Genomic DNA, 19,360 nt, shown 5'->3' with positions numbered 1-19,360 from the left:
CGACATCCGCCCGGCTGGGGGCGACCGCTGGAGCCACACCCGCGCCACCAGCGTCGCCGGCACCGGGCCGGGCACCGCCGGAGCGCCGGCGGGACCTCGCACCGAACAGGTCGGTGACCGGCGCGAGGTCCTCGCCGTCGTGGTCGGTCACGCGCCCTTGCGCTCCGCGAGCTTCGGCGCGATCGAGTCGACCGGCGCCGCTTCCTTCGCACCGCCGACGCCGAGCTTGGCGAGGATCTTGCCCTCGATCTCAGCGGCGATCTCGGGGTTCTGGATGAGGAAGGAGCGCGAGTTCTCCTTGCCCTGCCCGAGCTGGTCGCCGTCGTAGGTGTACCAAGCACCGGACTTCTTCACGATCCCGTGGTCGACGCCGAAGTCCAGCAGCGAACCCTCGCGCGAGATGCCCACCCCGTACAGGATGTCGAACTCGGCCTGCTTGAAGGGCGGCGCCATCTTGTTCTTGACGACCTTGACGCGGGTGCGGTTGCCGACGGCGTCCGTCCCGCTCTTCAGCGTCTCGATGCGACGGATGTCGAGGCGGACCGACGCGTAGAACTTGAGCGCCTTACCGCCGGAGGTCGTCTCGGGCGATCCGAAGAACACACCGATCTTCTCGCGCAGCTGGTTGATGAAGATCATCGTGGTCTGCGTCTGGTTCAGCCCACCGGCGAGCTTGCGGAGTGCCTGCGACATGAGGCGGGCCTGCAGACCGACGTGCGAGTCACCCATCTCGCCCTCGATCTCCGCGCGGGGCACGAGTGCCGCGACGGAGTCGATGACGATGAGGTCGATGGAACCCGACCGGACGAGCATGTCCGCGATCTCGAGCGCCTGCTCGGCGGTGTCCGGCTGCGAGACGAGGAGCGCGTCGATGTCGACCCCGAGCTTCTTGGCGTACTCCGGGTCGAGCGCGTGCTCGGCGTCGATGAACGCCGCGATGCCGCCGTTGCGCTGCGCGTTCGCGATGGCGTGGATCGTCAGCGTGGTCTTGCCGGAGGACTCCGGCCCGTAGATCTCGATGATGCGTCCGCGCGGGAGCCCACCGATCCCGAGCGCGACGTCCAGCGCGACGGAACCGGTGGGGATGACGGCCACCGGGGCACGCTCATCCGTCCCGAGGCGCATCACGGCACCCTTGCCGAACTGACGGTCGATCTGGGCGAGTGCGGTCTCGAGGGCCTTCTCGCGGTCTACTGGTGATGGCATGGGGTGCTCCTTCGTGCTGATGACGGCCGCCTGTAGGCTGTCGCGTCCGGACCGGCCGATGGTGCAAGGCCACTCGTTCTGCGACAAGGCTTCGGACGTGTTCCGATGTCCTCGAACCTACGGCCGCCCACCGACATCCCTGCCGTCAGGAGCGGAGGTCGTGGATGGGACACCCGGTCGACGTCGCTGTGGAGGAACGTAGCACCGACCGAACACGTGTTCGAGCGACACGCCGAACACACGTTCCCATCCTCCGCGGACTCAGTCGCGCGGCTCCTGCAGTCCCTTGCCGTGCCGACGCTCGAGCGGGACGTCCTGCGAGTCGCAGAGGGCGTCCCACACGGCACGCGCGTCGATGCCCGCTGCGAGGGCATCGGCGGCTGACCGGCCTCCGAGCTGTTCGAGCACGACGTCCCGGGACACGACCGCTCCGTACGCGTCCCCGAACACCTGGTCGACGGCTCGCCAGAACTCACTCACCCGCATCGGACCAGCGTAACAACGGGGAACGCCCCCGTCGGCGGACCGACGGGGGCGTTCGAGCGGTACGGGTCAGCGCACCGCGAGGTCGTTGTCGAACTCGGCGACGAGCTCGTCCGGGAGCGTGTCCGGGACACGCGTGAGTCCCTCGACCACTGCGAGGCGGTCGCCCACCTCGCGCATGATCGTCGAGATCGGGGTGTCGAGGGCATCCGCCACAGAAGCGAGGATCTCGGAGCTGGCCTCTTTCTGACCGCGCTCCACTTCGCTGAGGTACCCGAGGGCAACACTGGCCTTGGACGCGACCTGACGGAGGGTCCGGCCCTTCTGCAAGCGGAAGTCCCGCAGCACGTCGCCGATTTCCTGACGAACGAGAACCATGAGAACTCCTCCTTCCTGTCATCTCCGCGCCCGCTCGATCCGGATGACCGAGCTCGGGTCCGGCGACCCTGAGGCTGCCGGTTGCAGCATGGTAGCCAGTGCGGCTGCCGTCCTGCTGGAGATTGCGTGAGATGTAACCTGACGGTCACGCCCGCTATTCCACGCCCTGGAGTCTGGATCGCAGACGTGCCAGGAGTTCGGAGACGACCGCCGCGCGGATTGCCCCGCGGTCCCCGTCCAGGTGGAGTTCGACCGCTGCGGCGCGCTCGGCGCTCGCGATCCCGATGAACACGGTGCCGACCGGTTTGCCGTCCTGCGGATCCGGTCCGGCGACGCCGGTCGTGCTGATCCCCCAGGTCGCGGGGACGCCGTCCACGGCCAGCGCGATCCGGACACCCGCGGCCATCTGGCGGGCCACCTCGGGGTCCACGGCGCCGTGCTCGGCGAGCAGGTCGGCATCGACACCGAGCACGGTCGCCTTCACGGGCGTTGCGTAGGCGACGACACCGCCGCGCACGACGGCCGACGCCCCGGGGACGCCGACCAGCTCCGACACGACGAGTCCGCCGGTCAACGACTCCGCGACCGCCACGGTCTCGCCGCGTGCGGTCAGGGCCGCCACGAGTGCCGCTGCGTGACCGCCGGAGTCGGCGTCGGTCACGCCGGGGTCCGGTTGTGCTTCCACGCCTGCACCAGGTAGTCGACACCGCTCGCCACGGTCGCCACGAGGGCGGCCGCCATGAAGACGCCGTTCACCCAGTGCGCGAGGTCGCCGACCAGGTGCCACCACGGGAACAGCGCGAGGGTGAGCGCGACGGCCTGCAGCACGGTCTTGACCTTGCCGCCGCGGCTGGCCGGGATGACCCGGTCGGACAGCACGGCGAACCGGAAGACGGTGATGCCGATCTCACGGACCATGATGAGCACCGTCACGTACCAGGGCAATTCTCCGAGGATCGAGAGGGCCACGAGGGCGCCGCCGATGAGGACCTTGTCGGCGATCGGGTCGACGAGCTTCCCGAAGTCGGTGACCAGGTCCTGGCGTCGCGCGATGATGCCGTCGGCGCTGTCGGTGACGATCGCCACGACGAAGAGCACCGCGGCCCAGATCCGCACCGGCCCGTCCGCACCGGCGTCCGCCAGGAGCAGCACGAAGAACAGCGGCGCCATGAGGATGCGCACCACGGTGATGATGTTCGCGACGTTCGCGGTCGACGCGGGGCCGGGACCCTTCCGCAGGATCCGGCCGCGCCACGGGAACCGGTTGGTCGTACCGTCGGAGGCGGTCATGGTCTCACTCCCTGCCCGTCAGGCCCCAGGCGTCCTCGTCGGTGTCACCGTCCACCTCATCGTACCCACGTGTCATGCCGGCCACCGGGTCGTCCCCGTACCGGTCGTCGGACCCCTCCGCCGGGTGCGTGGACCCAGCCGCGGCGGGGGCGGCGGGCGCTGCCGGCGGCTCCTCGCCCCGGAGCTTCGCGAGCACCGCGGGCAGCTGGTCCCCCGTCACGAGGACGTCACGTGCCTTGGACCCCTCGGACGGCCCGACGATGTCGCGGGACTCCATGAGGTCCATGAGCCGCCCGGCCTTCGCGAAGCCGACCCGGAGCTTGCGCTGCAGCATCGACGTCGAACCGAACTGCGTCGAGACGACCTGTTCGACGGCCGCCAACAGCAGCTCGAGGTCGTCGCCGATGTCGGCGTCGATCTCCTTGCGCTCGACCACGGCCGCGACGTCCTGCCGGTACTCGGGCTGGGCCTGTCGCGTGACGTGCTGGACGACCTCGGCGACCTCGGTCTCCTGCACCCAGGCGCCCTGCACGCGGACCGCCTTGGACGACCCCATGGGCAGGAACAGGCCGTCGCCCTGGCCGATGAGCTTGTCGGCGCCGGGCTGGTCGAGGATGACGCGGGAGTCCGTGACGCTCGTGACGGCGAAGGCGATGCGCGACGGCACGTTCGCCTTGATGAGGCCCGTGATGACGTCCACCGACGGGCGCTGCGTCGCGAGCACCAGGTGGATGCCGGCGGCGCGGGCGAGCTGGGTGATGCGGACGATCGACTCCTCGACGTCGCGCGGGGCGACGAGCATGAGGTCGGCGAGCTCGTCCACGACGACGAGCAGGTACGGGTACGGCTTGAGCTTCCGCTCACTGCCGGCCGGCAGCACGATCTCCTCGTTCTGGACGGCCTTGTTGAAGTCGTCGACGTGCCGGAAGCCGAACGACGCCAGGTCGTCGTACCGCATGTCCATCTCCTTCACGACCCACTGCAGCGCTTCGGCCGCCTTCTTCGGGTTCGTGATGATGGGGGTGATGAGGTGCGGGACGCCGGCGTAGATCGACAGCTCCACGCGCTTCGGGTCGACGAGGACCATGCGGACCTCGGACGGCTTCGCGCGCATGAGCAGCGACGTGATCATCGAGTTGATGAAGACCGACTTGCCGGAGCCCGTGGAGCCCGCGACGAGCAGGTGCGGCATCTTCGCCAGGTTCGCCACGACGAAGCCGCCTTCGACGTCCTTGCCGACACCGATGGTCATCGGGTGCTTCGACTTCGTGGCCGCGCTCGACCGGAGGACGTCACCGAGGGAGACGATCTCGCGGTCGGTGTTCGGGATCTCGACGCCGATCGCGCTCTTGCCCGGGATCGGCGAGAGGATGCGGACCTCGTTCGAGGCGACCGCGTAGGACAGGTTCTTCGAAAGGGCCGTGACGCGCTCCACCTTGACGCCCGGGCCGAGCTCGATCTCGTACCGCGTGACCGTCGGACCGCGGGAGAACCCGGTGACCTTCGCGTCGACCTTGAACTCGGTCAGGACGCCGGTGATGGCGGCGACGATCTCGTCGTTCGCCTGGCTGCGGGCGACCGAGGGGGTGCCGGGGCTCAGTGTCGTCGCCGCCGGCAGCCGGTACGGGTGCGCCGGGTCCTCCTCGGTCGCGACCGGCGGCAGACCCTCGGGCTCGTCGTCCACGCCGACGTCGCCGAGGTCCGACTCCGCCGACACGACGGGGACGCTCGCCGGAGCGACGGGCGCCGGTCCGGTCGGGAGGCCCGTGGCGACGGCAGCGGCCACGTCACGGTCCGGACGGAACGCCTCCGTCGGGGACGCCGGCGCCGGCGACCCGAAGTCGCGCAGTGCCTGCTCCGCGCGGTCGAGGTCGTCGGCGACGTCCTGCTCGACCGAGTCGTTCAGGTTGACCGAGACCGGCTCGGCGGGCGTCAGGTCGCGGAGACCGGCCGCGGCACCCGGGGCCGGGACGGCTGCGGGCGCAACACCGGTCGGCGGGATGACGGGGCTGTCGTACGCCGGGTCCTCTTCGCGTCCGGACTTGTTGCGGCGCCACCACGGCAGGTGCCCGTCAGCGCCGTCCTCGACGGGGGTGCCGTCCTCGTCGAACCCGAGGTCCTCGAACAGCGGGAAGTCCTGCGACTGCCCCTTCGGGCTCCGCTTGCGGGTCGGCTTCGTCGCCGGCGCGGTGTCGTCCTCGGCGACGGGTGCCTCGGCGGCCGGGCCGGGAGCGCCGAACAGGTACGCGTACAGCTCGTGCAGCCGCCGGCCGAGCTTGTTCGGCGGGGTCTTGGTGATGATGAAGAGCGAGAGCGCGAGCAGGACCACCGCCACGGGGACCGCGACCCACGCGGTCGCGACGGCGACGAGCCAGCCGATGACGACCCATCCGAGCACGCCGCCGGCCGCGGCCAGGGCGGGCATGCCGTCCGCGGCACTCGGCTGTCCGCCGAACACGTGGCAGAGCGAAGCTATCGACACGAGCATCAGCCCGAGGCCGATCCCGATCCGGGTGTTGTCGTGCACGGACGCCGGGTGCCGGAACAGCCAGCCGGCGAACACGACCATGATGACGGGCAGCGCGAACGCCAGGCGCCCGAACAGGCCACCGAACGTGTAGGCGTCGAGCCCGATCGACACCGGGTTCGTCGGGTTGAGCCACTCCACCACGGCGCCGAGGACCGCGAGGACGAACAACAGGAACGGGAACCCGTCGCGCCGCTGGTCCTTCTCGAGCGACTCCTTGCCGAGCAGCCGGAAACCGGCGCCGACGCCGTGCGCCACGCCCATCCACGCGGTCACGAGCGGGTTCTGCTCACGGAACACCGGCGTGGGTGCAGCCTGCGGCAGCTTCTTCGTCGTCGCCTGGGTGCGCGTCGTCCCGCGCGCCCCGCTTCCACGGGTCGACGACGAGGACGCGCGCGAGCGCGTGGTCGACTTGGTGCCTCCGGCCATGGGCAGAACCCTAATCGTTCCCGGGGACAACGACGGGAGGCCCGCCGCAACGTCCGGAGCGGACGTGCAGCGGGCCTCCCGGTGCGGTGGGGCGGAGCCCCTACGCCTCGATGACGACCGGCACGATCATCGGGCGACGGCGGTGCTTCGTGTTCACCCAGCGGCCGACCGTGCGCCGGACGACCTGCGTGAACGCGTGCTGGTCGCGCGTGCCGTTGCCGGCGGCGTCCGCCAGGGCCTTCGCGATCTGCGGACGGACGTCGTCGAAGACGGAGTCGTCCTCGGCGAATCCGCGGGACTGGATCTCCGGACCGATGACGCACTGGCCCGTGGTGAAGTCGACGGCGCAGAAGACCGAGATGAAGCCCTCCTCGGCCAGCACGCGGCGGTCCTTCAGGTCGGCGTCGGTGATCTCACCGACGGTGGACCCGTCCACGTAGACGTACCCGATGTCGAGCTGACCGGCGATGGTCACGACGCCGTCCTTGAGGTCGACGACCGTGCCGTCCTCCCCCAGGACCACGTTGCGCGGCGGGACGCCGGTCTGGATCGCCAGGTCGGCGTTCGCGTACAGGTGACGGTGCTCGCCGTGCACGGGCATGACGTTGCGCGGCCGGAGGATGTTGTAGCAGTAGAGCAGCTCGCCGGCGGACGCGTGCCCGGAGACGTGCACCTTCGCGTTGCCCTTGTGCACGACCTTCGCGCCGAGCTTGGTCAGCCCGTCGATCACGCGGTAGACGGCGTTCTCGTTGCCCGGGATGAGCGACGACGCGAGGATGACGGTGTCGCCCTCGCCGATCTCGATCTGGTGCTCGAGGTTCGCCATGCGCGCGAGGACGGCCATCGGCTCGCCCTGGGACCCGGTCGACATGTAGACGATCTGGTCGTCGGGGACGTTCTTCGCCTTCTTCGTGTCGATGAGCACGTTCTCCGGCACCCGCAGGTACCCGAGCTCGGCGGCGATCGTCATGTTGCGGATCATCGAGCGGCCCATGAACGCGACCTTGCGGTTCGCGGCTGCGGCGGCGTCGAGGACCTGCTGCACGCGGTGCACGTGGGACGAGAAGCTCGCGACGACGACCTTCTTGCGGGCGCGCGTGATGATGTTCTCGAGCACGGGGCCGATGTCGCGCTCCGGGGCGGTGAAGCCCGGCACGTCGGCGTTCGTGGAGTCCGGCAGGAACAGGTCGACGCCCTGCTCGCCGAGACGCGCGAACGCACGGAGGTCGGTGATCCGGTCGTCGAGCGGCAGCTGGTCCATCTTGAAGTCGCCCGTGTGCAGCACGCGGCCGGCCGGGGTCGTGATGGCGACGGCGAGGGCGTCCGGGATCGAGTGGTTCACGGCGACGAACTCGAGGTGGAATGGACCGAGCTGCTCGGTCTGGTCCTCGGCCACGTTGAGCGTGTACGGCTTGATCCGGTGTTCCTTGAGCTTCGCCTCGACGAGTGCGAGGGTCAGCGTGGAGCCGATGAGCGGGATGTCGCCGCGGAGCTTCAGCAGGTACGGGACGGCGCCGATGTGGTCCTCGTGCCCGTGCGTGAGCACGACACCGAGGACGTCGTCGAGGCGGTCCCGGATCGGCGAGAAGTCCGGCAGGATCAGGTCGACCCCGGGCTGGTGCTCCTCCGGGAAGAGGACGCCGGCGTCGACGATGAGGATCTTGCCCTCGAACTCGTAGACGGTCATGTTGCGACCGATCTCGCCGAGTCCCCCGACGGGGATGACTCGGAGCGTTCCGGGTTCGAGCGGCTGCGGTGTGGAGATCTGTGTGGGCATTCGGTCCTACGGATTCGGGCGACGCACGTCGTGCGTCGCGGTGTTCGTCTAGCGGGTGGTGCCTGGCACCTTCGGTAGTGCGCCGCCGGCCGCTGCGTTGCGGTCGGGGCGGAAGTTGGAGAAGTCGGCGCCGGGGACGTCCCGGACGGCCTCGAGCGAGGTCTCGATGGCGTACGCCTCGGAGTCCTCGGGCCCGACGAGGGGCAGGCGGACACGCGGGCTGCCGATACGGCCGAGCCCGTGCAGGACGTACTTCGCGGCGACGGTGCCGGGCACGTGGGTCATGACCGCGCGGACGAGGGGCTCGAGGCGCTTGTGCTCGGCCGTCGCGGTGGCCAGGTCGCCGCGGTTCACGGCGTCGACGATCGTGCGGTACGGCGTGCTCGTGATGTTCGCGGTGACACCGATGAGGCCCGTGGCACCGATCGACAGGTGCGGGAGCACGTTCGTGTCGTCGCCCGAGAAGTACATGAGGTCCGTGTTGTTGAGCACCCGCGAGACCTCGGCGAAGTCGCCCTTGGCGTCCTTCACCGCGAGGATGTTCGGGTGCTTCGACGCGCGCAGGATGGTGTCGTACGTGATCGGGATGCCGGTGCGGCCCGGGATGTCGTACAGGATCACCGGCAGGTCGGTCGCGTCGGCGATCATCCGGAAGTGCGTGAGGACACCGGCCTGGGTCGGCTTGTTGTAGTACGGCGTGACGATCATGACCCCGTCGGCACCGGCGCGCTCGCTCTGCTTGTAGAGCTGCATGGCGTGCGCGGTCTCGTTGGAGCCACCGCCGGTGATGATCTTCGCGCGACCCGCGGCGACGGACTTGCCGACCTCGACCAGCCGGAGTTTCTCCGGGTCGGTGAGGGTCGACGTCTCGCCGGTGGTGCCGGTCACGACGATGCCGTCGGCACCCGCCGTGATGCAGTCGTCGATGTGCTGCTCGACGCCCGGCCAGTCCACCTCGCCGTCGGCGGTGAACGGGGTCACGAGCGCGACGAGGACCTGGCCGAAGGGATTCTCACGCGTGGACACGGAGTCCAGCGTACCGGGCGCGACGGACCGGGCGTCCGTCCGCCCGGACGGTGCCCCGCCGGGAGGCCCGGATCACCTCCGACAGGTGGGTTCAGGCGCGGCGGCGCCAGTCGAGGAAGCGGTAGCGCGTGCCGTCGACGCGGGACACCTGCCAGGGGCCCTCGTCGACGAGCGTCCAGGCGTCGTCGAGGGTCGGTGCGGACGTGTCCCCGTCGACCGCGACGTCGACGACGGTCTCCGAGACGCGGTCGGCGAAGGACACGGCGTCCGCGTAGACCGCACCGCCGCCGATCACCCAGACGTCCTCGTCGGTGTCGAGCGCGCTCGCGAGGTCGTGCACGACCACGGCACCCTCGGCGGACCACGCGGTGTCCCGCGTCAGCACGACGTTCCGGCGACCAGGCAGCGGGCGGAAGCGCTCGGGCAGGGAGTCCCAGGTGCGACGCCCCATCACGACGGTCGCGCTGCCGGTGACCTCGCGGAAGTGCGCGAGGTCCTCCGGCACGTGCCAGGGTATGCCCCAGTCCGCGCCGATGACGCCGTTCGACGACCGGGCCCAGACGAGCCCGACGCCGGTGATCCCCACCGGCACGGCCGGCTCGCCGCTGGCGCGTCGATCCGGAACCGGCGGCGTGGGCCCGGGCTCCGTCCAGGACCCCGCCCGGTCGTCCGTCATCAGACCGCGACCTTGCCGGAGATCGCCGGGTGGTGCTCGTAGCCGACGACGGTGATGTCCTCGTACTCGTAGTCGTCGATCGAGTCGCGCGGGGCGAGCTCGAGCGTCGGCAGCGGGTACGGCGTCCGGGTCAGCTGCTCCTGCACCTGCTCGACGTGGTTGTCGTAGACGTGGCAGTCGCCACCCGTCCAGATGAAGTCGCCGACCTCGAGTCCGGTCTGTGCCGCGACCATGTGCGTCAGCAGGGCGTACGAGGCGATGTTGAAGGGGACGCCGAGGAACATGTCCGCGCTCCGCTGGTACAGCTGGCACGACAGCTTGCCGTCATTGACGTGGAACTGGAAGAACGCGTGGCACGGGGCGAGCGCCATGCTCGGGATGTCCGCCACGTTCCACGCCGACACGATGAGCCGACGCGAATCGGGGTTCGACCGGATCTGCTCGATGACCTGGGCGATCTGGTCGACGTGCTCGCCGGACGGGGTCGGCCAGGAGCGCCACTGCACGCCGTACACCGGCCCGAGGTCGCCGTCCTCGCCCGCCCACTCGTTCCAGATCCGGACGCCGTGCTCCTGCAGCCAGCCGACGTTCGAGTCCCCGCGGAGGAACCACAGCAGCTCGTACGCGATCGACTTCATGTGCACGCGCTTCGTGGTGACGAGCGGGAACCCCTGCGACAGGTCATAGCGCAGCTGCGCACCGAACAGGCTGCGGGTACCGGTGCCGGTCCGGTCGCCCTTCGGGGAGCCCTCCTCGAGCACTCGGCGCAGCAGGTCTTCGTACGGCGTGGGGATCTCGGTCACGACGTCGAGCCTAAGCGTGCGCCGCGGTGGAGGCGAGCCGGGCGACCGGCGGGGTGTCGGGCCTCCCGGCAGCGCCGCGGCGGGCCGTCAGGTGCGTGAGTACCGTGGCGGCATGACGTCACAGCCCCTCTCGGTCCTGGTGGCCGGCGCATCCGGCTTCATCGGCACGCCACTCGTCCGTGCCCTGCGCGAGGCGGGGCACCACGTCTCGACGCTGGTGCGGCGCGAGCCGCGGACGCCGACCGAGTTCCGGTGGGCACCCGGGGAGCGTCCGCTCGACCCGGCCGTCCTGGACGGCGCCGACGTCGTCGTCAACCTGTCCGGCGCGAACCTCGGCAAGCTGCCCTGGACGGACTCCTACCGACACGCGATCCGGTCCTCCCGGGTCGACGCCACGACGACCCTGGTCGAGGCGATGCGTGCCGCGACGACACCGCCCCGCGTCTTCCTTTCCGGGTCCGCCTCGGGGGTCTACGGCGACCGGCCGGCCGACGTCCTCGACGACGACGCGGCGTCCGGCAGCGGGTTCCTCGCCGACGTCTGCACCGCCTGGGAGGCAGCGGCCCGCCGCGCGCCCGACGGCGTGCGCGTCGTGCTGCTGCGCACCGGCATCGTCATCGGCCAGGGCGGTGGCGCGCTCGCCCCACTCGTCCCGCTGACGAAGGCGGGTGGCGGCGGTCGTCTCGGCACCGGTGGCCAGTGGTGGCCGTGGATCGCCCTCGAGGACGAGGTCGGCGCGATCGTGCACCTCGTGACCGCCGACGACGTGTCCGGTCCGGTCAACCTGTCGGGCCCGGAGCCGGCCGTGGCCGACCGCATCACCAAGCGCGTCGCCGAGGACCTGCACCGCCCGTACCTGTTCCGCGTCCCGGCCTTCGCGCTCCGCAGGCTGCTCGGGGACGCGGCGGACGAGATGCTCCTGTCCAACCAGCGGATGGTCCCGGCGAAGCTGCTCGACTCGGGCTACACGTTCCGGTACACGCGGGCCGAGGACGCGGTCGACGCGGCGTTCTGACCCCGTCCACGCACCGTCACCGTGCGTGCGCGAGGGCGGTCCGCATCGCGGCGCGGGCGCGCTTCCGGTCCCCCGCGGCGTCGTAGACGACCCCGAGGCGGTACCAGGCACGCCAGTCGTCCGGGGCGGCCTCGACCGCGGCGCGGTAGCGCGGGAACAGCTCGTCGGCGGCACCCCGGTCCGGACGCCCGGAGGGGCGCACCGGAACGACGTCCGACGGTGCGCCGCCGTCCCGTTCGAGCCGGGCGCCGAGGCGCGTGATGCGCAGTCCGAAGCGGAGTTCCAGCACGAGGAGCAGTGCCCCGACCAGGGCCACGACGACCAGCGCGACGCCGATGCCGATGCCGACCGGGAGGCCGGTCGCGATGAACGCCACCGCCCGCTGCCCGACGAGCACGATGTACACCACGAGCAGGACGGTCATGAGCAGGACGCCCCAGAGCGGTGACCGCAGGCCTCGCACGAGCGTCGCCTACCCGATGCCGAGCACGGAGCCGAGGCCGACCGTCAACCCGCGCATCGACCCGACCGCCTGCAGCGCGGCGCGGATGCCCGGCAGGTAGGCGGCGTCGTCCCCGGTGTCGTGGCGGATGGTGAGGGTCTCGCCGGGACCGCTCAGCACCACGTCCTGCACGGCCTTCACCCCGGGCAGCCGGAGCGAGTGGATCGGCACGCTCGCGACCTGCTGCCCGCGCGCACGCTGGTCGACGTGCGGGGCCTCGACCGGCCCGACGTCGCGCCGGGCCTCGGCGATGAGCTCGGCGGTGCGGACGGCGGTCCCGGACGGCGAGTCGATCTTGCCGGCGTGGTGGCTCTCGACGATCTCGACGGAGGGGAACCACGGGGCCGCGATCGTCGCGAGGTGCGTGCCGATCACCGACCCGATCGAGAAGTTCGGCACGACGAAGGCGCCCTGCTCCGGCCGGTCGACGAGCGACGCCCGCAGTCTCCCGAGTCGCTCCCCCGACCACCCCGAGGTACCGACCAGGACGTTCGCGCCGCTGGCCAGGGCGTTCTCGACGATGGCGGGGCTGAGCGCGGGCACCGTGACGTCGACGACGAGCTCCGCACCCGCGAACACCGAGCCGGGGGCGTCGTGCGCGCTGTCCCGCGAGGACAACCGCGCGACGAGCTCGAACTCGGGCAGTTCCTCGACGACGGCGGCCACGAGGCCCCCGAGCCGACCGGAGGCGCCGACGACGGCGACGGGAGTGACCATGTCCCCATCCTAGGATCGGAGCATGTCCGACGATCGCAGCCAGGTCAGCGTCCGCGTCGTCCCCGCCGACCTCCCCGAGGTCGACGCCCTGCTCGACCGGTACCTGGACGAGCGCGAGGCCACGTTCCCGAGCGCGCAGGGCAACTACTCGCGGAAGCGGACACCGGCCGCCGAGTTCGTGCCGCCGAACGGCGTCTTCGTGGTCGCGACCGACGGAGCCGTCGCGGTCGGCTGTGGCGGGCTGCGCCGCATCGCCGACGACGGCGACGACGTGCGCTTCGAGGTCAAGCACGTGTTCGTGACGCCGGAGGGTCGGGGCCGCGGCGTCGCGACCGCGATGATGGACGTCCTCGAGACCGCCGCCGCGGACTTCGGCGCGACGAGCATCGTCCTCGACACGAACGACTCGCTCGTCGCCGCGGGCGCGATGTACCGCGGTCGGGGCTACGAGCGGGTGCCGGCCTTCAACGACAACCCGAACGCGACCGCCTGGTACCGCAAGCCCGTGCGCCGGCCCTAGAGCGGCTGCGGGACGGGCAGCCCGGTGCGGAGCTCGACCGGCAGGTGCGCGAGGTCGTTCAGCGTGACGAGCTCGGCGGGCTTCGCGGACCGGATCCGGATGATCGTCAGCGAACTGTGTGCCACGTTCGTCCCCATCCAGCGCCACTCCGGGGCCTGGAAGACCTCGCGGACGAACCAGCCGATGACGGCGTTGTGCGTGATGAGCAGGTCGTGGCGGTCCTCCATCGCGGGCGTGAACCACTCCGCGACGGCGTCCTCCATCTGCGCCTGTCCCGCGACGATCTCCTCTTCCGTGACGCCCCCGTACCAGCCCTTGTAGGCGTGCGGCATGTCGGGTGTCGGTCCGGAGGGGATGCAGTCGAAGAGCAGGGTCGACGGCTCGGGCTGGATGGCCGGGAGGCGCTGCTGCAGGAAGGACGCGGTCTCGCTCGGGGCGTCGAGCGGGGAGTGCCACACGCCGTCGAACGGCACGCCGCCCAGACGGTCGGCGATGAGCATCGCCTGGCGCTTGCCGCGTTCGGAGAGCTTGCCGTCCCGCAGACCGTGCTCGGCGTCCTGGTGTTCGCCGTGCCGGACGAGGTAGAGGTAGTGCGACATCGTGGAGGTCAACCGTCGATCCCGAGGGCGGCCGCCAGCCGGTCGCGCTGCACGTCTCCGACCACGGCGGTCACCGTCGGTCGGGTCAGGAGGTCGCGGGACAGGTCGAGCACGTCGGCGGCGGTGACGCGGTCGACACGCTCGAGGGCGGTCGCGAGGTCGGTGAACTCGCCGGTCCCGAGCTCGGCACGGCCGAGGCGGGTCATCCGGGCGTCGGAGTCCTCGAGCGAGAGCGTCAGCGCGCCCTCGATCTGCCCCTTGGCGCGACGGAGCTCGTCCTCGGTGATGCCGTGGTCGACCATGCGGCGGAACTCCCCGTCGATGATGTCGACGACCCCGGCGACGTTGTCGGGGGCGCAGCCGGCGTAGACACCGAACGCCCCGTTGTCGAGGTAGGCGGGTGCGAACGAGGACACGGCGTACGCGAGGCCCCGGCGTTCGCGGACCTCCTGGAAGAGCCGGGAGCTCATGCCCCCGCCGAGCACGGCGTTGAGGACGCTCAGCACCGGGCGGCGGTCGTCGCGGAGGTCGAGCCCCTGGGACCCGCGGAGCATGCTGACCTGCTCGGTCGGACGGTGCACGACCCGCACGGTGGACTCGACGGGGTCGGCGACGGGCTGCGCGGTGCGACGGGCGAGCGGCACGGCGGCTCCGGCGTCCGCGAAGACGGCCTCGACGAGCGCACAGAACCGGTCGTGGTCGACGGCGCCCGCAGCGGTGACGACGATGCCGTTCGGCTCGTAGTGCTCGGCGTAGTGCGCCATCACCTCGTCCCGCTGGACCTCGCGGATGGACTCCGGGGTCCCACCGATCGGGCGGCCGAGGGCGTGCCCGTCGAAGGTCGCGGCGAAGAACGCCTCCCCCGCCACGTCCGCCGGGTCGTCGGCCGCCATCGCGAGTTCCTCGAGGATGACCCCGCGCTCGACGTCGAACGCGGCCGGCTCGAGGGTGGAGTTCGTCACCATGTCGCCGATCACGCCGACCGCCATCGGGACGTCGGTGTCCCGGACGCGGGCGTAGTAGCAGGTGTACTCCTTCGCGGTCGCGGCGTTGTGCTCACCGCCGACGGAGTCGAACGCCACCGCGATGTCGAGCGCGGTGCGCTCCGCGGTGCCCTTGAACAGGAGGTGCTCGAGGAAGTGCGTGGAGCCGTACTGCCCGGCACGTTCGTCGCGGGAGCCGACCCCCACCCAGAACCCGATGCTCGTGGAGTGGACGGAGGGGACGGACTCGGTGAGCACACGGACGCCCGAGGCGAGAACGGTGCGCCGGACGAGGGCTCCACCGGACGTCACGAAGGACGTTTCCGGAGCCTCGAGCGGCAGCGGCACTGGGCGGTTCATCGTCATGACTCTACTGAAGGCCGGGCCGGGATCGCCCAGGCAGACCGCCGTCGGGAGAGGACACCCGAAGAGGGGTACAGAAAAGAAGGACAGACGGACTCGTCTGTCTGTCCTCATCGTGCTACAGTGGTGTCACCGGATCGGGAGCCCCCCTAGATCTCGATCCGGTGGCTCGGGACATCAGTCCTGCGCGGCACGAGTCCCCCCGCTCCGCCGCGGAGCCGATGACCCAAGGAGAGCCACGCTGTGACGGTCGATTCCCCCCAACCGACCGTCCAGCGTCTCCTGGGTCAGCGTCTGCAAGGACGGGCCCCGAGCAACCAGAACCTCGCGTCGCCGGACGGGTCGAGCGTCCCCCCGGCTCCCCGCTCCGGCGGCGCGAAGGTCCGCATCCTCGAGACGGCCACTCGCCTGTTCTACGAAGAGGGCATCCACGGTGTCGGCGTCGACCGCCTCATCTCCGAGGCGAGCGTCACGAAGGCGACGTTCTACAAGCACTACGGCTCGAAGGACAACCTGATCCTCGCCTACGTGCGTGAGCAGCACACCCGTGTGCAGGCCTGGATGGAGTCCGTCGTCGGCGACGCCGAGTCCCCACAGGCCGCCGTCCGCGCGTGGGTCGACGCCCTCGCCGCCGACGTGAACCGTCCGGACTTCCGCGGCTGCGCGTTCCTCAACGCGGCCGCCGAGTACCACGACCCGCGGGACCCGGTGCGCCAGGTCGTCGCCGTGCACCGCGACTGGTACACGGAACGCCTCGGTGACCTGCTGCAGGCCGCTGGACACCCGCTCCCCGGGGACGGTGCCGACGAACTCATGCTCGCCCGCGACGGCGCGATGTCCGGTGCCTACGCCGGTGACGCGATCGCGGCGACGGCAGCACTCAACCGGGTCGCCGAGCGGGTCCTCGCCGCCTGAGCGCCGACCGGAGCGCTCCCGGGATCCACCGGGCGCACGGGTGTTGGCTCGGAGCATGACGAACCACCCGAACTGGAACCTACCCGACGTCCCCTCCTTCGACCTGTCCAGCCCCGACTTCACGGACGGCGGCCAGCTGCCCGACTGGGCCCGCGGCTCCGACGCCGGTGGCGAGGACCGTTCCCCGGCCCTGGCGTGGTCCGGTGCCCCCGAGGGCACGCAGAGCTACGTGCTCACGGCCTACGACCCGGACGCCCCCACCGGTTCCGGCTTCTGGCACTGGGCCGTCTCGGACATCCCGGCATCGGTGACATCGCTGCCGCAGGGCGCCGGCACGGACGACTCGCTCCTGCCCGACGGCGCCACCCGCCGCCGCAACGAGTTCGGCACCGACACGTTCCTCGGGGCCGCTCCGCCCGCGGGCCACGGTCCGCACCGGTACTTCTTCACCGTGAGCGCGCTCGACGTCCCGACGCTCGACGTCCCCGCCGGCGCGACGCCGGCCGTCGTCGGTTTCATGCTCCGCGAGCACCTGCTCGGTCGCGCGCAGCTCGTCGGCATCCAGGAGACGCCCGCCTCCTGACCCGGGCAGGACCGCGCGTTGAGCCCGGTCCCGACGGACGGCGTTGCCCGCGACGGCGGACGGCCGCCGACCCCATCGGGGTCGGCGGCCGTCCGTGCGTCGGGACGCGGGTCGATCAGCCCTCGGCGGGCATCTCGGCGTGGGTGCCGTGGTCGTCGCGACCCTCGGTGTCCACGTCGTCGGCCACGACCGGCGCGAGCGACAGCTTGCCGCGGTCGTCCACCTTGGTGACCTCGACCAGGATCTTCTGACCGACGCCGAGGACGTCCTCGACGTTCTCCACGCGCTTGCCACCGGCGAGCTTGCGCACCTCGGAGACGTGCAGCAGACCGTCACGGCCCGGGAGCAGCGACACGAAGGCGCCGAACGTGGCGATCTTCACGACGGTACCGAGGAACTGGTCCCCGATCTCCGGGTTCGTCGGGTTCGCGATCGCGTTGACCTGCGCACGCGCGGCCTCGGCGGACGGACCGTCGACGGCGCCGATGTAGACCGTGCCGTCGTCCTCGATGGAGATGTCGGCGCCGGTCTCGTCCTGGATCCCGTTGATCGTCTTGCCCTTCGGGCCGATCAGCTCGCCGATCTTGTCGACCGGGATGTTCACCGAGATCACGCGCGGCGCGGTGTCGGCCATCTCGTCCGGACCGTCGATGGCCTCGTTCAGCACACCGAGGATGGCCGAGCGGGCCTCCTTGGCCTGCTTCAGCGCGGCGTCGAGGACGGACGACGGGATGCCGTCGAGCTTCGTGTCGAGCTGGATGGCCGTGACGAAGTCCGAGGTACCGGCGACCTTGAAGTCCATGTCGCCGAGGGCGTCCTCGGCACCAAGGATGTCGGTCAGCGCCGCGTAGCGGGTCTGGCCGTCGACGGTGTCGGAGACGAGGCCCATCGCGATGCCCGCGACCGGGGCGCGCAGCGGCACACCGGCGTTGAGGAGCGACAGGGTCGACGCGCAGACCGAGCCCATCGAGGTCGAGCCGTTGGAGCTCAGCGCCTCGGAGACCTGACGGATGGCGTACGGGAACTCCTCGCGCGACGGCAGCACCGGCACGAGGGCGCGCTCGGCGAGGAAGCCGTGCCCGATCTCGCGACGCTTCGGCGACCCCACGCGGCCGGTCTCACCGGTCGAGTACGGCGGGAAGTTGTAGTGGTGCAGGTAGCGCTTCTTGGTGACGGGCGACAGCGAGTCGATCTGCTGCTCCATCTTGAGCATGTTCAGCGTGGTGACGCCGAGGATCTGCGTCTCGCCGCGCTGGAAGACCGCGGAGCCGTGGACACGCGGGATCACGGCGACCTCGGCGTCGAGCGGACGGATGTCGGCGAGGCCGCGACCGTCCATGCGGACCTGCTCGGTCAGGATGCGGCCGCGGACGACCTTCTTCGTGACCGACTTGTACGCGGCGCTGACCTGGCTGGTGGCGACCTCGGGCAGCGTGCCCGCGGCGACCTGCTCGGCGATGGCCGCCTTGACGCGCGACTTGAGCGCGTCGTCGGCGTCCTGACGCTCCGCCTTGCCGGCGATCTGGTACACGTCCCCGAGCTCGGAGAGGGCGAGGGACTCGACGGCGGCGTAGACCTCGTCGGCGTACGGCGGGAAGACCGGGTAGTCCTGGATCTCCTTGGCCGACTGCGCGGCGAGCTTCGCCTGCGCCTCGACGAGGGACTTGAGGAACGGCTTGGCCGCCTCGAGGCCCTGCGCGACGATGGCCTCGTCGGGCTTGGTCGCGCCGCCCTCGATGAGGTTCCAGGCGTGCTCGGTGGCCTCGGCCTCGACCATCATGATCGCGACGTCCTCGTTGCCCGCCTCGTCGGTGACGACGCGGCCGGCGACGGTGAGGTCGAAGACGGCGTCGGCCAGCTGCGACGCCTTCGGGAACGCGACCCACTGGTCGGTGCCGTTCGCGCCGGGGATGAGCGCCAGGCGCACACCGGCGATCGGGCCGGAGAACGGCAGACCGGAGATCTGCGTCGACGCGGACGCGGCGTTGATGGCCAGCGCGTCGTAGAACTCGTCCGGCGCGATGCTCAGGACGGTGATGACGATCTGGACCTCGTTGCGGAGGCCGTCGACGAACGACGGGCGCAGCGGCCGGTCGATGAGGCGGCAGACCAGGATCGCCTCGGTCGAGGGGCGGCCCTCACGACGGAAGAACGAGCCGGGGATCTTGCCGGCGGCGTACGAGCGCTCCTCGACGTCGACCGTCAGGGGGAAGAAGTCGAAGCCCTCGCGCGGGTGCTTCCCGGCGCTGGTGGCCGACAGCAGCATGGTCTCTTCGTCCAGGTACGCGGCGACGGCACCCTGTGCCTGCTGCGCGAGACGACCGGTCTCGAACCGGACCGTCCTGGTGCCGAAGCGACCGTTGTCGATGGTCGCTTCAGCGAACTTGATCTCGGGACCCTCCAAGAGGATGCCTCCTTGCGTGTGTGAGCAGCAGACCCGGCCTCGGGCACACGCGTGCACGTGCGCTCCACGACGCGGAACGCATGTCTGGCCAGCAGTGGGAGCACTCGGGATGCGGTTCGGCCCGGATGCCACCACCGATGACCAGCTTCGTGCCGGTCTGCGTG

General features: G+C 70.9%; 19 protein-coding genes. 4 read left to right on the top strand and 15 right to left on the bottom strand.

The window, feature by feature from the left end; genetic code table 11:
* Positions 1-147 precede the first annotated feature (147 nt).
* The 10 genes from recA to DEJ32_RS06880 all read right to left on the bottom strand — a co-directional run bounded on the left by recA (position 148) and on the right by DEJ32_RS06880 (position 10,595).
* Positions 148-1,206, bottom strand: a complete 1,059-nt coding sequence (recA, locus tag DEJ32_RS06925) for a recombinase RecA (protein ID WP_110823884.1) — start codon at positions 1,204-1,206, stop codon at positions 148-150.
* Positions 1,207-1,467: 261 nt separating this feature from the next.
* Positions 1,468-1,692: a DUF3046 domain-containing protein gene (locus tag DEJ32_RS06920; protein ID WP_110890568.1), complete on the bottom strand. Its 225-nt coding sequence runs from the start codon at positions 1,690-1,692 to the stop codon at positions 1,468-1,470.
* A gap of 66 nt (positions 1,693-1,758) precedes the next feature.
* A complete protein-coding gene (locus DEJ32_RS06915; protein WP_110823882.1) occupies positions 1,759-2,067 on the bottom strand; it encodes a helix-turn-helix domain-containing protein in 309 nt (102 codons plus the stop codon).
* Between the two features lie 154 nt (positions 2,068-2,221).
* On the bottom strand, positions 2,222-2,728 hold the full coding sequence (locus DEJ32_RS06910; protein WP_110823881.1) for a CinA family protein: 507 nt from the start codon (positions 2,726-2,728) through the stop codon (positions 2,222-2,224).
* Entirely contained in the window at positions 2,725-3,357 is a 633-nt protein-coding gene (gene pgsA / locus DEJ32_RS06905; protein ID WP_110823880.1) for a CDP-diacylglycerol--glycerol-3-phosphate 3-phosphatidyltransferase, read from the bottom strand. The genes DEJ32_RS06910 and pgsA overlap by 4 nt, the downstream gene beginning before the upstream one ends.
* A 4-nt stretch (positions 3,358-3,361) precedes the next feature.
* Positions 3,362-6,313, bottom strand: coding sequence for a DNA translocase FtsK (locus tag DEJ32_RS06900; protein WP_110823879.1), 2,952 nt, complete (start codon positions 6,311-6,313; stop codon positions 3,362-3,364).
* Between the two features lie 100 nt (positions 6,314-6,413).
* The gene (locus DEJ32_RS06895) at positions 6,414-8,090 is read right to left on the bottom strand and encodes a ribonuclease J (RefSeq protein WP_110823878.1); all 1,677 of its coding nucleotides are present in this window, start codon (positions 8,088-8,090) and stop codon (positions 6,414-6,416) included.
* Between the two features lie 48 nt (positions 8,091-8,138).
* Positions 8,139-9,116 (bottom strand): 4-hydroxy-tetrahydrodipicolinate synthase, encoded by a 978-nt coding sequence (gene dapA, locus DEJ32_RS06890; RefSeq protein WP_110823877.1) that lies wholly within the window; start codon positions 9,114-9,116, stop codon positions 8,139-8,141.
* A gap of 91 nt (positions 9,117-9,207) precedes the next feature.
* Positions 9,208-9,708, bottom strand: a complete 501-nt coding sequence (locus DEJ32_RS06885; protein WP_309146426.1) for a dihydrofolate reductase — start codon at positions 9,706-9,708, stop codon at positions 9,208-9,210.
* 83 nt (positions 9,709-9,791) lie between these two features.
* Positions 9,792-10,595: a thymidylate synthase gene (locus DEJ32_RS06880; RefSeq protein WP_220032700.1), complete on the bottom strand. Its 804-nt coding sequence runs from the start codon at positions 10,593-10,595 to the stop codon at positions 9,792-9,794.
* Positions 10,596-10,707: 112 nt separating this feature from the next.
* On the opposite strand from DEJ32_RS06880, the gene DEJ32_RS06875 reads away from it, so the two are divergent.
* The gene (locus DEJ32_RS06875; protein ID WP_110900731.1) at positions 10,708-11,610 is read left to right on the top strand and encodes a TIGR01777 family oxidoreductase; all 903 of its coding nucleotides are present in this window, start codon (positions 10,708-10,710) and stop codon (positions 11,608-11,610) included.
* 16 nt (positions 11,611-11,626) lie between these two features.
* On the opposite strand, the gene DEJ32_RS06870 is transcribed toward DEJ32_RS06875, so the two are convergent.
* A complete protein-coding gene (locus DEJ32_RS06870) occupies positions 11,627-12,034 on the bottom strand; it encodes a tetratricopeptide repeat protein (RefSeq protein ID WP_110823876.1) in 408 nt (135 codons plus the stop codon).
* A gap of 48 nt (positions 12,035-12,082) precedes the next feature.
* Positions 12,083-12,829, bottom strand: a complete 747-nt coding sequence (locus DEJ32_RS06865) for a 4-hydroxy-tetrahydrodipicolinate reductase (protein ID WP_110823875.1) — start codon at positions 12,827-12,829, stop codon at positions 12,083-12,085.
* 22 nt (positions 12,830-12,851) lie between these two features.
* On the opposite strand from DEJ32_RS06865, the gene DEJ32_RS06860 reads away from it, so the two are divergent.
* Positions 12,852-13,349: a GNAT family N-acetyltransferase gene (locus DEJ32_RS06860; protein ID WP_110900730.1), complete on the top strand. Its 498-nt coding sequence runs from the start codon at positions 12,852-12,854 to the stop codon at positions 13,347-13,349.
* On the opposite strand, the gene DEJ32_RS06855 is transcribed toward DEJ32_RS06860, so the two are convergent.
* Complete coding sequence (locus tag DEJ32_RS06855; protein WP_110823873.1) at positions 13,346-13,948, bottom strand: histidine phosphatase family protein; 603 nt, start codon at positions 13,946-13,948, stop codon at positions 13,346-13,348. The two genes, DEJ32_RS06860 and DEJ32_RS06855, sit on opposite strands and share 4 nt — an antisense overlap.
* 8 nt (positions 13,949-13,956) lie before the next feature.
* Entirely contained in the window at positions 13,957-15,291 is a 1,335-nt protein-coding gene (locus tag DEJ32_RS06850) for a pitrilysin family protein (protein WP_110900766.1), read from the bottom strand.
* A 246-nt stretch (positions 15,292-15,537) separates the two neighbouring features.
* Between DEJ32_RS06850 and DEJ32_RS06845 the strand changes: the two genes are divergently transcribed.
* Both DEJ32_RS06845 and DEJ32_RS06840 read left to right on the top strand, forming a co-directional pair.
* Positions 15,538-16,209, top strand: a complete 672-nt coding sequence (locus tag DEJ32_RS06845; RefSeq protein ID WP_110823872.1) for a TetR/AcrR family transcriptional regulator — start codon at positions 15,538-15,540, stop codon at positions 16,207-16,209.
* Positions 16,210-16,264: 55 nt separating this feature from the next.
* On the top strand, positions 16,265-16,792 hold the full coding sequence (locus DEJ32_RS06840) for a YbhB/YbcL family Raf kinase inhibitor-like protein (protein WP_110890559.1): 528 nt from the start codon (positions 16,265-16,267) through the stop codon (positions 16,790-16,792).
* A 115-nt stretch (positions 16,793-16,907) separates the two neighbouring features.
* Here the strand turns inward: DEJ32_RS06840 and DEJ32_RS06835 are convergent, their stop codons facing one another.
* Positions 16,908-19,196 (bottom strand): polyribonucleotide nucleotidyltransferase, encoded by a 2,289-nt coding sequence (locus DEJ32_RS06835; protein ID WP_110823870.1) that lies wholly within the window; start codon positions 19,194-19,196, stop codon positions 16,908-16,910.
* Between the last annotated feature and the right edge of the window lie 164 nt (positions 19,197-19,360).

The organism is Curtobacterium sp. MCPF17_046 (genome assembly GCF_003224295.1).
Taxonomy (GTDB): domain Bacteria; phylum Actinomycetota; class Actinomycetes; order Actinomycetales; family Microbacteriaceae; genus Curtobacterium.
The sequence above is the reverse complement of the archived record's forward strand: the minus strand, read 5'-3'. Positions and strand labels throughout refer to the sequence as shown.